General features: G+C 50.8%; 9 protein-coding genes. 6 read left to right on the plus strand and 3 right to left on the minus strand.

The window, feature by feature from the left end:
* Positions 1–302: 302 nt before the first annotated feature.
* Together rdrB and rdrA are read right to left on the minus strand one after the other, a co-directional pair.
* The gene (rdrB, locus tag VGM55_RS16720) at positions 303–2,882 is read right to left on the minus strand and encodes an antiviral RADAR system adenosine deaminase RdrB (protein ID WP_331636078.1); all 2,580 of its coding nucleotides are present in this window, start codon (positions 2,880–2,882) and stop codon (positions 303–305) included.
* A gap of 9 nt (positions 2,883–2,891) precedes the next feature.
* Complete coding sequence (gene rdrA, locus VGM55_RS16725; RefSeq protein WP_331636079.1) at positions 2,892–5,456, minus strand: antiviral RADAR system adenosine triphosphatase RdrA; 2,565 nt, start codon at positions 5,454–5,456, stop codon at positions 2,892–2,894.
* 279 nt (positions 5,457–5,735) lie between these two features.
* Here rdrA and VGM55_RS16730 point away from each other — a divergent pair, with 279 nt between their 5' ends.
* Complete coding sequence (locus tag VGM55_RS16730; RefSeq protein WP_331636080.1) at positions 5,736–5,840, plus strand: hypothetical protein; 105 nt, start codon at positions 5,736–5,738, stop codon at positions 5,838–5,840.
* On the opposite strand, the gene VGM55_RS16735 is transcribed toward VGM55_RS16730, so the two are convergent.
* The gene (locus VGM55_RS16735; protein ID WP_331636081.1) at positions 5,804–7,225 is read right to left on the minus strand and encodes an MFS transporter; all 1,422 of its coding nucleotides are present in this window, start codon (positions 7,223–7,225) and stop codon (positions 5,804–5,806) included. The genes VGM55_RS16730 and VGM55_RS16735 overlap by 37 nt on opposite strands.
* A 111-nt stretch (positions 7,226–7,336) precedes the next feature.
* Between VGM55_RS16735 and VGM55_RS16740 the strand changes: the two genes are divergently transcribed.
* From VGM55_RS16740 to treA, 5 genes are all read left to right on the plus strand, one after another.
* Positions 7,337–8,212, plus strand: a complete 876-nt coding sequence (locus tag VGM55_RS16740; protein WP_154186930.1) for a helix-turn-helix transcriptional regulator — start codon at positions 7,337–7,339, stop codon at positions 8,210–8,212.
* Between the two features lie 487 nt (positions 8,213–8,699).
* Positions 8,700–9,194, plus strand: coding sequence for an SH3 domain-containing protein (locus VGM55_RS16745; protein WP_154186771.1), 495 nt, complete (start codon positions 8,700–8,702; stop codon positions 9,192–9,194).
* 123 nt (positions 9,195–9,317) lie between these two features.
* Positions 9,318–10,277, plus strand: a complete 960-nt coding sequence (locus VGM55_RS16750; protein ID WP_154186769.1) for a hypothetical protein — start codon at positions 9,318–9,320, stop codon at positions 10,275–10,277.
* A gap of 38 nt (positions 10,278–10,315) precedes the next feature.
* Complete coding sequence (locus VGM55_RS16755; protein ID WP_331636082.1) at positions 10,316–11,698, plus strand: serine/threonine-protein kinase; 1,383 nt, start codon at positions 10,316–10,318, stop codon at positions 11,696–11,698.
* Between the two features lie 213 nt (positions 11,699–11,911).
* Positions 11,912–13,663: an alpha,alpha-trehalase TreA gene (gene treA / locus VGM55_RS16760; protein WP_331636092.1), complete on the plus strand. Its 1,752-nt coding sequence runs from the start codon at positions 11,912–11,914 to the stop codon at positions 13,661–13,663.
* The last annotated feature ends 155 nt before the right edge of the window (positions 13,664–13,818 follow it).

Here is a 13,818-nt window from a genome sequence, read left to right on the forward strand (position 1 = left end):
TTATATTGCATCGCAGGTGAATGAAGTATCTCTATGTTAACCCACTTTCACGATATTTTAAAATCTCATTCACATCTTCATTAATCCATACAATTAATGCCAGTGTTTTTTTTAATTAAAAAAATCAAATAACAACGAAATCTATGAATTAATCATTCTGGATAATTTCAACGGCAATGGTTAATTATTTTAGAGAGTTACGGCCACCGGTGAGCATTATTCGCAGCAAAATCACCTTAAAAGCGATCCTGCTGCGGTTTATTTCTGCCTGAATATCAGTCAAAACGAGCGGCACAAAAAGACTAATTTGTCTGCTCCTGCAGCAGATGATTTGATCTGAACGTACTTACTCCCTTACGTCGGATTGCGTCGATCCATAAATCTGCCGCCCATGCCCCCACGCCAAAACACTGAATGGCAGTTTCACGTATTACCCTATGTTCATTCGCGATCGTCGTCGGCATCAGCGCGCAATCATCCGTATTGATGCAAACGGCCAGCGGGCCTGAACGCAAACCATAGCGGTTAAACTTCTCTCCGGGTTTGAGCCACTCTTGCTGCGGCGGGTTCCAGCGAAACAGCGGGTGCTCATGGTATTTTTCAAAACGTCCAATATAAATATTGGATGTGGGGCAGGCTTCGACGATCAGTCCTTTTCGACTATATTTCTCCATCAAGAAATCCTGAATGGCTTCATACAGACGTTGTTCTCCCTGGGATAATACATCTTCATTGTCGTGAATGTCAGGCGCGAAAAGCGCCCCTGCTTCAGGCTGGCAATTCACTGAAATAATACGATTAAAAGGGTTGTTATCTTCTAAGCCACTGTTCAAATAACGCTCCCAAAACTGCGTGGCTTTTTGCAGCACTTCATCCTTATCATCTTTGCGCAGCCACTCATGATCGGGCGCCCATTCGGTAACATTGCTGATGTCGGACTGCATCTCTTCAAAATCAGGCCAGTTGCGCCTGAGCAGCCACGCACGATAAAGCAGATCGGGCGTGCAAATCTCGTTATAAAGCCGTTGAGACCAGCGATGAATTTTATCCCTTAGCTCGTGCATCACGGGAATATGCTCAGTGGTGTGTTGAGATAGCTGAACAGCCTGGTGATAAGCCCAGACTAAATTATCCAGATGCTGACCCGCGGTGAGCCAGGCCCGGCGCTGCCGATTTGCCCACTGGCCGACATCCACGCCCAGAGCCAGCCCGTGCCCGAGCCGGTCCCCTTCCCTGAGTTGGCAAAACTCTACGGCTTCGTCCATCGCGCGCAAACCGCTTAACAAATGGCTGTAGTCTTCGCCGCAGTGCACGGTAATAAAAGGCCGCTGCAATCGCGTCGACATCGGCATGCCGCCGGGATGTTTTGCTGCCCGAAGAACCCTGAGCACCGGAGCAAATATTTCAATCGGCAAATCATTTTCATTTCCTGCCACATCATATCCGCGCACCAGGCGGCGTAAATCCACAGGCTGTGGCTCAGCATCTATGCTGCTGACATGCTCACCATTTTTCAGCGTGACGGAGGCGTTGAAATCCTCAAGCCCTCTGACCTGCTGCAACAGTTCATCGCGACGCTTCTGGACCCTTCGGTCATGAGGCTTCTCCTGGTCCGGCAACTCACGGGTAAAATGGATGACCAGATGGGCCTGTTCAGGTAACGCCTGTTGGTGATGATTGGCGTAGAAGTCACTAAGATCGTGATGGTAAATATTCGGCCTGTCTTTTTCTCCCAATATAAAGTTGGGGGACACACGATATTCTCGGGAAGTATGCTTCCCAAGGTCATAACGCACCGCCTCACGCCGGAATAAATCCTTATCCGCCCGACGAGCGCCAAAGCTGAAATATTCCACAAACTGGCCGAGACCCACCGCAGAGACCACCATATAGTTGCGTAATATGTTACTCACGCGGATGAGGTTTCCGAGACAGTGTTCATATCCGGCAGAGTGCTCTCCCAGCATCAATCCACAGCAAAAAAGCATCCAGCGTTTATGCCCCTGCTCGTCGGACTGGATTGCAATCTGTAAAATACGTTGCTGCTGTGTAACGGGTTCGTGGAGGCTGGTCCTGTCCAGAAGTCCCCACCGCTCATCGACGGACGTTGACACAGCAGTCGCATTATTGAGCTTTGTAAAATCAATATCTTTGTTTGAACCTGTTCCTGACGGCGCGGCATCGTTATAAATAACAGGCAATAAACAGGCAACATAGGTTGAAAGCCAGTGAGGGAGATTATTCTTATCGAGGTGCTCACTTTCAAAAAGCGTATATTCTTCCCGGTGCGGCCAGTTGATTCCTTTTTGAAGTTCAAAATCCCCGTCAATAAAACTCAACATAGATAAAGAGGAATAGCCGTGGCCGTTAAAATGCACATGGTTATCGGCATATTCAGCATCATTGCGTTCACCGGGAAAAGCGAAAGCACATTGCCGCCCGATAACGGCGGCAATAAACTCATGCTCAGATAAAATATTCTCTTTCAGCAGCCGAACATAAGCGCTGGCAATGATCCAGGCGGGATCGACGATAGAACAAAGCATGACCCAGGACTCAAGCTTTTCACGCCGAACCTCAAAGCAATCTCCCTGCCAGAGAAGAAAGTGGTCAACGTATTTCTCAAGTAATTTATGAATGCCCAACTCTGCGGAGGGAAGACGCCAGAGTTCTGCATTATTTTTAATGTCTTCTTTTCTCAGGCGACCACCAAAATAAAACTGATAGTCCTGGGCGGCCAGCAGCAAGGCATCGCGTTCGCCTTTCCTCTCATCCTCCTGGAAAAGTACACCGCCGACATGCTGCTGCAGGCAGCGATTAAAAATCCTGTCGGAAGCCAGATAAGCGCTGGGTATTAGCCAATAAGGGTCCTGGTTGTACATGGGCTGCCCTTATTCTTCTTTGCCTAAGCCACGGGCCAGGCCTTTATACATCCATTCAACCTGGCCACCAGAATATATATCAAGACTTATATATTCATCATTCTTTATTTTTTCATATAACAAACGAGCCGCATCCATATTTGAAGCAGCCCATATTGCTACTTCCCTAACCCTGATGGTTTTATGACCCGACCTGGAATAATAATAATCTCTAACACCACTAAAGTTTAGACCATTTATTTCAACCCTCAACGCCTCCATATTCAAATCGTTTTCTGCACGGCTATTACCAATGAGATACTGCTCATTTTCACCCCAGAAAAAAACAGGATTTTGAGACATTGCAACGATTAACTTAACATTATCACTTTCATTTTCTATCAATACTTTCCTATTATCACTCTCGATAATCCCCAGCATATGACCAAGGTTTCTTGAAACTGTTCTGTCATACTTATTGAATTCATCAAAACTCCTAACCGAGTTAGATCTTGCTCCAGTCGCCACATTGGTATTGATGACAATTCCATCACGCAAAAATGACGTCAAGGCATTAATAAAAATGTATTCAAATCTATTTGACAAATCAGAAAGATGTTCATCGCTAAACTTTTTTCTATCTGTAACAATATTTTTTCTCAAAACACTAAGCTGAGAAAATGTTTTGTTAAACACAACGGACAATAACGGAATTAAGTTCTTCCCCCTAAGTGATGAAATTTCATAATCACACCACCAGTCATATATTTCATCACCAATTTTATCAATCTCGGCGGCATATGAAATTGAACCATCAAAATCCAATGCGTCTTCTCCATCTTCATCGATGATTCTTGTCGGATTTAAAGCAAATATTGAATAAAACGGCGCTCTCATGAACATATTTTTAATTTGTTCTTTGAACACGTTTTTATCATCAAATGTCGATGAAAGATTACCAGTAACAGCCAGTAGTGACCATGCCAAAACCTCAAAGGCGCGGCTAAAGAAAATATGATATCGCCTATTGTGCTGACGACTATAATAGTTATTATAAGTGTATATAGCCAATAACCTCTCATTCCGCCCTTCTTTATTTTCAGCAATTTCCTTACTGAGAAATAGTGGCTCCATTATTAATTCAAGCGGTGGTAAACTGCGTAACGTATAATCTCGACTGTCTAAGATACTGTCACTCCGCTGAGAAAATACTGTATCCAATATTCCTTTATTAGTTTTATGTGCTTTTAAATCTGCGATGTTATTGGCTTGCTGATCGTAAAAATCCTTTTTAGCCCAGTTATAACGATTTTTCTGCAGCAGCGGGTTAAAAGCAATCAGCGAGTTCAAATCCAGCGCCTCAGACGGTTGCATCGTGCTCACCTTAAGAAATGACTCGGCGTTAGTCAGTGCAATGCCGTCCTGCTTTTCTTCTGCCCAGATTAAAAATCTCCGCCACAACTCGTCTGCGGTTTTGTCTTCATCAAGCTGTGAAGGTGTTAACAAACGGACCAGCTGCGTCACTTCGCGGGCGCTGTCAGGCTTTGGCCAGTCGGTGCTGCGCTCCTGCCCGTTACATAACGGATAGAACACACGCTTGATTTTATTCTCATATTCAGAAAATGTGTAGGGACCTTTTTGCGCCTGGCTTTGAATTTTGAGTTTGGAAAGAAGCTGGCTGATGGGCACCAGAGGTAAACGAGTATGGTTAGGGAAAACCTTGGTCAAATATGCCTTTGACAGACGCTCTGCCATAATCTTGCCTTCGTTAAAATTACCGGCATGGTTGCTTTTCGCCAGTGAACTTTCAAACTGCATGGTTGTAATATGCCGATAAAGGTCGTCATCTCCACTGGCAAGGGGCAGGATCAGTGGACAAGAAAGGATGCAGCGAATATCGTCCAGCACGCCAAAGGCATTGTCGATCTTCATATCGACGTCATCAATTGGCAACACTAAGGCATCACAGCCGAGGAGATCGACGCTGGCGATAAGAAACTGGTGGAAATATTTTTCAAGGTGAATGCCGGAGCGGTATTTTTGCAACCGATCGATACCTCTGTACTCATCAAACTCTGATGCAACCCCTAAAGCCCCTGACAGAGTTTTCAACGCGCCGTAGAAAGTGTCTTTTTTTGATTGTTCGATATTAGGGAGTTTCAGTTTCTTTTCGACGGCTGCATAAACGGAAGCAATAATCACTTCTGAAAAACGATCGTGTATATTAAGCAAGGTCGGATCTATTGCATCGATAAAATAAAGATCTGGCAAATCGCTTACATTTTCAACATGCCGTTTTTTGTTAGTCTCCCAGACTGCCTGGATATTCCGTAAGAAAACCGTCTTACCTGTGCCCCGTGCACCGCTGATAAAAATCGCATGGTGATAACTACTTAATTTGGTAGCTTGATTTTTGCATTGATTGACATTCTTTTTATAATCTTTTGCCGCCCTACCCATTTTATCCAGATGGCTGACCAGCGTTTTGTTAGCCTCTTGCTGCCAAAGTCCATTTGGCTCCCCGCCGTCTTTCGAAGAAAGAAAATCATCTTGATATTCGGGCAAATCAAGATTCAGAATAATTTCGCCAGCCATAATTCCCTCAGAGATACGTAAAATTGGATGTTTAGCTCAGGCAGGACCCTTCTGAGCAACAGTATAAATAGTGATGAATTTCACATTAAAGCGGATACGAATAATTAACACCGATGTAATAACGGATGGCAATTAATTCAAATATCATCTGGGAGCTGATATTACCACGCCACGTTATTTTGATCCCAGCCTTAACCGGGGGACTATTTATGCCTGAGGAATTATTTGCGGATTATTTAAACAATTAAAGGTGGGCCAATAACACGGGTGGCCTATGATATGGGCTATCAAAGCGCCAGCAGTTTTACCACTGCCTTTACCCGCATTATCGGTACGCCACCGGGGCGTTATCTCAAGGGCACCTTCTCACCGGACAAAAGCTGACGCCGGGTGACTGCCGCCGCCGCAAGCGCCAGCATCATCACGATCTCCGCCGCAAGGAAGCCCATCATCGCCAGTGAGTAATCGCCACTTTGGCGCTGCAAATGCAGGAACAATGCCCCCAGCACGGCAGGACCAAGCCCCAGGGCCGATTGCTGCAAGGTGCTCAGTATGGCGCTTGCCGCTCCGGCATCGTTCAGATCGATATCGCGCATCCCGATACGGTAGAAGCTGTTCACAATCAGCGCCTGCCCGTAGCCGGTCACCAGCGTGGCAGGCGCGATAGCCAGCGGGCTGGCGTGGGTGCCAAAATGGTAGAGCGTAAATATCAGCCCCAGCAGGCCCACAACCTGAATCGCAATCCCGCTCAGCAGAATTGTGCTGAGCGAATGGCGCACGATAAGCCTCGGCGCAAACCACGCTGAAACAAAATAAGAAATGCCCATCGCAATAAAGCTGTTCCCGGACTGCCACGGCGCCATGCCCATGCCCGACTGCAGCGTCAGCGCCATGCAGAACATAAAGCCCGACCAGCAGGTAAAGAACAGCAGCGCGATCAGCAGGCCAAAACGTATGCTGCCCAGCTTCAGCAGCCTCGGCGGCAGCAGCGGCTGTAGGCCGCGCTGTTGCTGGCCCAGCGCTCCGACGCGCATCAGGTAACCGAGCGGCAACGTCGCCACCAGCATCAGCTGCATCGGCCACGGCCAGTGCAGTTCGGGGCCGAGCGCCATCGGGAACAGCAGGCAGCACAGCATCAGCGCAAGCGTGACGGTGCCCTGCCAGTCGATACGCGAGTGGCTTTCACTACGCGTCTCTGGAATATAAAAGCGGCTCATAGCCAGCACTAACAGGCAAATAGGCACGTTGATAAAGAACGCATTACGCCAGCCCAGGCCGGCAATATCTGCCGATACCAGCCAGCCGCCGCCCATTTGACCGATAATAAAAGCAATCCCGCCAATGCCACCGTACAGGCTGATGGCGCGGGCATGAGCCGTACCTTTCAGCGTGACGTGCAGCGTGGCGAGGATTTGCGGCACGATGAGCGCCGCGCCAACACCCTGCAGGGTCCGCGCTGCCAACAGTTCGCTAACTGAGCCGGCAATACCACAAAGGAATGAGGCGATGCCGAAAAGCACCACGCCCCACATCAGGATCCGGCGGCGGCCATGGTTATCCCCCAGCTTGCTGCCCACTGCAAGGCTGACGGCAAAGGCAACGCCGTACAGCGCAACGATAAGCTCCAGCTGGGTGGGCGTCGTGCCAAGTGACTGCGTTATTGAGTCCAGCGCGACGTTGGTGATAGATGTGTCGATTAACGGCAGCATCTGGCCCGTTAACAACAGCACCAGGCCAGCACGACCGGGTGAAACAGGCGAATTATTCATCAGGGACTCCATTGCATAGTTCAGGATACCGACGTAGCATTCCTGATAATTTAACCGGGTACCAGTTCCTGCTTATACGGGTATTGGCACTACTATACTGGAGTAGTTGTGATGCTCATCACTCAGTCTGAACTGCGAACCGGCCCGCTGGATGACAGCCGTAAAATGCTGGCGCTTTTTTTACGTACCCGACGTGAAAGCCTTGACCCTCAGCGTCTTGGCCTGCCCCGCAGCGGACGGCGCCGCACGCCTGGCCTGCGCCGTGAAGAGGTGGCGTTACTCGCCGACATTGGCGTGACCTGGTATACCTGGCTCGAACAAGGGCGAGAGGTGAATCCCTCAGCGACGGCAATGACGGCGATTGCCAGCGCGCTGCAGTGTTCCCCAGCGGAGACTCGTCATCTGTTTATCCTGGCCGGCCTTCCGCCTTCCGAGGCCCCGGCTGCTGCTCAGTGTGAGGGGCTAAGTCCCGCCGCGCGCCGCATGCTCGATGCATTAATGCCGAATCCGGCCAGTATTCAGAAGCCCAACTTCGACATCCTTGGCTACAACTCGCATTTTTGTCAGCTGATGGGCGTTGATCTTGATAACGAGCCGCCAGAACACCGCAACTGCATCTATCAGTACCTGACGAATGAAACCTGGCGCAGCCGGGTAGACTGTAACGAAGACGTATTACCCAAGTTTGTTGGCTGGTTCCGCGCGGGGATCACGGAGCATCGCGGTGACCCACGCTGGGAAGCTTTACTTGAATCGTTTTTCGCCGCCTCTCCGACTTTTAAAACGCTCTGGGAGCAGCGCTACGAAATTCGCAATATAGAGAACCATATTAAGCAGTATACCCACCCGCAAATTGGTACCTTCGGCATGCAGCAGGTCAACTGGTATTCCGCGCCGCGAGATGGTTCCCGACTGCTGGTTTATTTACCCATTGATGAAACCGGAGAACGCGCGCTGAGGCTGTTTTCACAACAAAGTGGGAACTGATGTCATCGCATGCGGCCCGGCAGCTTATGGACAAGCTGCACTATTTTTCTTTGATTTAAGAATTTCCTCAAAAAAAACCTGTGCGGCTTAAGTATTGACCGGGCAATGAAAATAAGACTTCGTCGAAAATGCTGAATTTTTCAAATAAATTCAAAAAATTAGACATATCTTCCTATTTTTCAGCACCGCCGACCGCCGCGCAGGTTACTTTTGCATCAGGCAAATTTTCGCCGGCGCAAAGCCGCCATCAAACATACATGCGTGTTATCGGTTATTCAGGTGTTATATCGCCATTGAATTGTTAACCAGGCTATGTAAAATCACGCTACTATACTGAAACCACGCGAATTCCTTTGTCGCGGTGAGCCTGGCAGGCCACCGTACTGTTTTGCGTGGGCGTATCTCACGTCGTGGACCATTTTCCTGTGCGGCGCTCCTCGCATTCCGCGGCGGTTGGGTTTTAACCTTTTTCTCAGGGAACGTCTCAATGAAATTGCGAAGCCTGTTAGTCCTTCTTGTTGTCACCACGGTTGTCGGTTGTAAAGCGCCACCGCCGAAGATGACTGACGACACCATTGTGACCAGCACGGTAAACGGCGTCACCCTGACCCACCGCTATGCTGTTGAGGCACCACAAGAATTTACGCCTGTGGATGCCAGCTACCGGGCACTTTATCCTGGCTCAATTATGAGTAAACCTGATTTTGGCGGCAAAGTGATAGCCCAGTTGGAGAATGGTCAGAGCTATACGGTGCTTGGTGAGGTAGAAAATCACTGGCTTGCTATTGCTGAGCAGGATAAGCAAGAGCTACTGGGCTATGCCCCGTTAAGAGCGCTGGTGAAGAGTGAACTTTATAATCAGGCGCTGAAAAAAGACCGCCCTCGCCCTCGTCGTGCGGCTAAAAAATCCACCTGCGTTGCGGTAGATAATAAAAGCAAAGCTTGCCAGAACGCTGATAACGGAACGTGGATCATTAACTAAACTTTCCGATAGGGAAGTTTATAACAAGTTATTACCGTGAGAGCATGGCAACGGTCGGCCCGGCAACCTGTGCAGGAGTTGATTTTAGCCCTCCACTTTACACACAGGCTAACAAGGATTTTTATGAAACTCTGGCTTTCGGGTATGGCGTTGCTGCTGGCATCAACTACCGTCTGGGCAGGGAACTACCGCATCGTTCAGTCGCCTTCCCAGAAGCTGGATGTGTGGATAGACAATATTAAAAGTAACGCCCCGCAAAACTGGTGTGCTGCCGAGCTACCGGTGCGTATTGTGGCGAACGGTGATAAAAACCCGCTCATTCTCAAAACCTTCATGCCCCGCCTCGGTGCACTCCTGGAAAACCAGTGCGGCGAAATTGAGCGTGTAAACTGGCAGCTTGAAGATACCGCGGGTGCTTCGCTTGCTCGTGGCTCAGCTACTAAGGCCAGCGACTGGGACGTTGCTATTGAATCTCCGCTGTCATCCGTTGCGACCCGTAACGAACGCCCGGAAGACCTTTCCACACCGCTCGATCGTACCCCATGGCTGGAATTTACCTTACAGGACGGCTGCCATCTGCGAACGTTCTGGCAGGGCGACGCCAACAGCACCGCGCTGTTTATTCCCAGTAAACAAAACGGCAAATGCGAAAAAGGTGGCTGGCTGAACGGCAGTAGCGAAGTGATTCAGCGCGGCACGGGTGGCGAGAAACGCATCACGATGTCTTTCGTGCACGGTTTCCCGGTCAGCGGGCTGAACCCTGCTGCCGACGCCGATACGCTGCTTATCACCAGCGTGAATAACGAGCGTATGGTCGTCAGCAATGAACAGGCGCCACAAAGCTGGTTAATTTTACCTTATCACCCGGAAATAAACGGCTGGAAAGCCAGCGGCACAATCGCCGTTGAGGTGCCACGCGACATGGCGCTTGATGAGCCGCGTCTTCAGGCACGGCTAAACGAGGTGCGCAAACTCTGGTCCGGTTGGCTGACGCCGAATACGGCTATTACGTTGCTGTTGATCGAGTCACTGCACCCGCAGTTGCGCGATCCTGCTGCCGGTGCGTGGCGCGCCCAAAAATAAATATTTCGCATGTTGCACGATTTCGCGCAGAGAACATCATGACAGATAACGATTTTATTCCGAGAGTGCCCAACGCTCTGCCGCCTGGCTACCGCTTTGATGAATTCGAGATTCAGGAAGCTATTGATGCCAGCACGACCAGCATCGTTTATCGGGCCTGGGATCACCAGCTCGAACGCCTGGTGGCTATTCGTGAATATATGCCTAAAGCCTACGCCATGCGTAATGACGTTATGGAGTTGGTGCTGCACAGTGAACGCGATCATCTGGTGTACACCACCGGCCTGAACGGTTTTATACAAGAAGCGCGTCAGCTGGCTCATTTCAACCACCCCAACTTACCTCAGGTGCTGCGCGTCTGGAGCGACAACAATACCGCCTACGTTGTCACGCTATTCTATAGCGGCATTACGCTTGATGAGCTGCAAAAGCAGCAGCCGTCGCTTATTGATGAAGCCTGGATCCGCCGCATGCTGCCGATGCTCTGCGGGGCGCTGGCAACGCTGCATGCGGCAGAACATCTCCACCGTAACCTGTCGCTGAGAAGCATCCAGATTCAGGACAACGGCCTGCCTATCCTGCTCAATACCGGTGCCGCACGTCGCAGCCAGGGGTCGCTTGATGAAGGCAACACCCTGCTCCATCCGGGCTTTGCTCCGCTCGAGCAGTACACTGGTGACCTGGCAAGCCAGCTTGGGCCGTGGACCGATATCTACGCGCTGGGTGCCGTGCTGTATACGCTAATTACCGGAAATGCGCCGCCGGCAAGCGTCGCGCGCAGCATTCAGGACAGCTGTATTACGCTTGCGGAAAGCCAGCCTGAAGGCTATTCCCTCAACCTGCTGCAGGCGGTAGATAAGGCGCTCTCCCTTAAGCCAGAGGACCGGCCACAATCCGTTGATGACTTCGCCGAGCGGCTTAATATCCCCGTAGGGGATGTACGGGAGCTGGTCAGCAACAAAAAGACCGGAACCGCGCTGGTGCCGGTGGAAGAGCCTGAAGACACCGCGACTCTCCCGCTCTGGAAGCGCTGTCAATCCGCCCTGCAAATTGCCGCTGGCGCCCTGGCTGGCCTGATTGTCGGCGCGCTGCTGTTTGGCCGGGGAAGCTCGTCGGCACCCACTCCAGAGACTGGCGCCGAGCCGGTTGTCGCCAGCAAAAGCACTCCTCAGGTGGGCGGAGCGCCCGCAGCGGCCAGTACCGACAGCGCCCTTGCTCGCGTCTACATCCGCATGAACGAAGGCGAGCAGCTGACGGTCAATGGCAAAGCGCAAAAGGTAACGCCGGCAGCCAACGGATTTGCGTCGCTCCAGCTTCCTGCAGGAAAATATCTGCTAACGCTAAGCGGTGGCGAGCAGTCCCGCAAACAAACCATTGTGGTGGCGAACCCAGGCACGTGGCTGGTGAATCCGCAGGGGTAAGGACGTACAAGCAGGACCAGAATGTCGACTTTGACAGCAATTCTCCAGCCTCATTATTTCAGCCCCGGCACGCGGGGCTTTTTTACGCCGGTAAATTGTCTGGTTTTTCCATTTTTATTATCAACCGCACACGAAATTCGGAAAATTCAACTAAGGTTTTCAGGGAGTTGATCGCAACGTAGCGTGTTGCGTCCAGTCAAAGGAGAATAAATGATGATAAAACCCGTTTTGCACCGGCCTCATGCACTCTGTCTTGCGGTCCAGATAGCCGTTACCGGTGTCGTTTTTGGCTTCGCGCCGCTTGCTTCATTTGCAGCCCAGGAAACCGTTCGCCCTCCCCAGCCTCAATCACCTGATGAGCTTTTTGGACCATTGTTTATTGATGTTCAAACGGCAAAGCTTTTCCCCGATCAGAAAACTTTTGCTGATGCGGTGCCCAAAGGCGACCCGCTGATGATCCTCGCCGATTATCGTATGCAGCGCAGGCTCTCAGGGTTCGATTTGCGCCACTTTGTTGACGTGAACTTTATTCTGCCCAGGGACGAGGATAAATATGTGCCGCAGGAAGGAGAAAGCCTACGCGAGCATATCAACGGGCTGTGGCCTGTACTGACACGCACCACCACCGACAGCACAAGTAAATGGGACTCGTTGCTTCCGCTTCCGAAGCCTTACGTTGTGCCCGGCGGCCGCTTTCGGGAAGTCTATTATTGGGACAGCTATTTCACGATGCTCGGTCTGGCTGAAAGTGGCCACTGGGATAATGTGCAGGACATGGTGGACAACTTCGCCGATGAGATAGACACCTGGGGCTACGTTCCAAACGGCAACCGCAGCTACTACCTTGGCCGTTCGCAGCCGCCGTTCTTCGCCATGATGGTCGAATTGCTGGCGCAGAACAAAGGGGATGACGTCTACAAAACCTATTTGCCGCAGCTAAAACAAGAGTATGCCTGGTGGATGGACGGTAGCGATGCACTGAAGACAGGCGATGCCCACAAACGCGTGGTTAAGCTAAAAAACGGCGCTCTGCTCAATCGCTACTGGGATGACAAAGACACGCCTCGCACGGAGTCATACCTGGACGATGTGGCCACCGCGAAAAGCACACCGGCCCGTGCGGCAACCGATATTTATCGCGATCTGCGAGCCGCAGCCGCGTCCGGCTGGGACTTTAGCTCACGCTGGATGGACAACCCGGCGCAGCTCGGCACCATTCGAACCACAAGTATTGTACCGATCGACCTCAATGCCCTGCTTTATCAGCTAGAAAAAACGCTTTCTCACGCCAGCAAGCTTAGCGGAGATGACGCAGCGGCAGAGCGCTATAAGCAAGCCGCTAATGATCGCCAAAAAGCGATTGAGCAAAATCTGTGGAATGCAAAAGAAGGCTGGTACGCGGACTACGATCTTAAAAGTAATGCAGTTCGTAACCCGCTGACCGCTGCGGCTTTATTCCCGCTTTATGTTCATGCCGCCTCGCAGGACCACGCGGATAAAATGGCAAAAGCAACACGCCAGCATCTGCTCAACGCGGGTGGACTCGCCACCACCAGTGTGAAAACCAGCCAGCAATGGGATGCGCCAAACGGCTGGGCGCCGCTGCAGTGGGTGGCAACCGAAGGCCTGCAAAATTACGGGCACAAAGACCTTGCGCTGGAGGTCAGCTTCCGTTTCCTGAACAACGTGCAGCACATCTACAACAAAGAGCAGAAGCTGGTCGAGAAATACGATGTCACCACCACCGGGGCGAGCGGCGGTGGCGAATATCCGCTCCAGGATGGCTTCGGCTGGACGAATGGCGTCACGCTCAAAATGCTGGACCTGCTCTGCGATAAAGAAAAACCCTGCGACAATGCGCCGGATAAACTGCCTTCTGCAACCCCCGGCCCCGTGACCGACACGGTTAAACCGGCGGCAGCGAAAACAGCCCCACCGCCTGCTGACAATAAATCAGCTGAATAATATCTTAGCGGCTACGGCCGCTTTTTTATTTCCTGACCAGCCTGCACAAACGCCATTACCGGCGAAGCCATATAATCCAGAAATAAAACATCACTCACCCATTCCTTAAATGAATACATTCAATAGAGATCCGGCTCTACTCTTTAGAGGTAAAT

The sequence above is a fragment of the Cedecea sp. genome, from assembly GCF_036500665.1.
GTDB lineage: Bacteria > Pseudomonadota > Gammaproteobacteria > Enterobacterales > Enterobacteriaceae > Cedecea.

What these genes read in the sequence shown, in the direction of transcription:
- VGM55_RS16745 (WP_154186771.1), top strand. Translation starts at nt 8,700, where the DNA reads ATGAAATTGCGAAGCCTGTTAGTCCTTCTTGTTGTCACCACGGTTGTC.
- VGM55_RS16730 (WP_331636080.1), top strand. Translation starts at nt 5,736, where the DNA reads ATGGGCTATCAAAGCGCCAGCAGTTTTACCACTGCCTTTACCCGCATT.
- VGM55_RS16750 (WP_154186769.1), top strand. Translation starts at nt 9,318, where the DNA reads ATGAAACTCTGGCTTTCGGGTATGGCGTTGCTGCTGGCATCAACTACC.
- VGM55_RS16735 (WP_331636081.1), bottom strand. Translation starts at nt 7,225, where the DNA reads ATGAATAATTCGCCTGTTTCACCCGGTCGTGCTGGCCTGGTGCTGTTG.
- VGM55_RS16755 (WP_331636082.1), top strand. Translation starts at nt 10,316, where the DNA reads ATGACAGATAACGATTTTATTCCGAGAGTGCCCAACGCTCTGCCGCCT.
- VGM55_RS16740 (WP_154186930.1), top strand. Translation starts at nt 7,337, where the DNA reads ATGCTCATCACTCAGTCTGAACTGCGAACCGGCCCGCTGGATGACAGC.
- rdrA (WP_331636079.1), bottom strand. Translation starts at nt 5,456, where the DNA reads ATGGCTGGCGAAATTATTCTGAATCTTGATTTGCCCGAATATCAAGAT.
- rdrB (WP_331636078.1), bottom strand. Translation starts at nt 2,882, where the DNA reads ATGTACAACCAGGACCCTTATTGGCTAATACCCAGCGCTTATCTGGCT.
- treA (WP_331636092.1), top strand. Translation starts at nt 11,912, where the DNA reads ATGATAAAACCCGTTTTGCACCGGCCTCATGCACTCTGTCTTGCGGTC.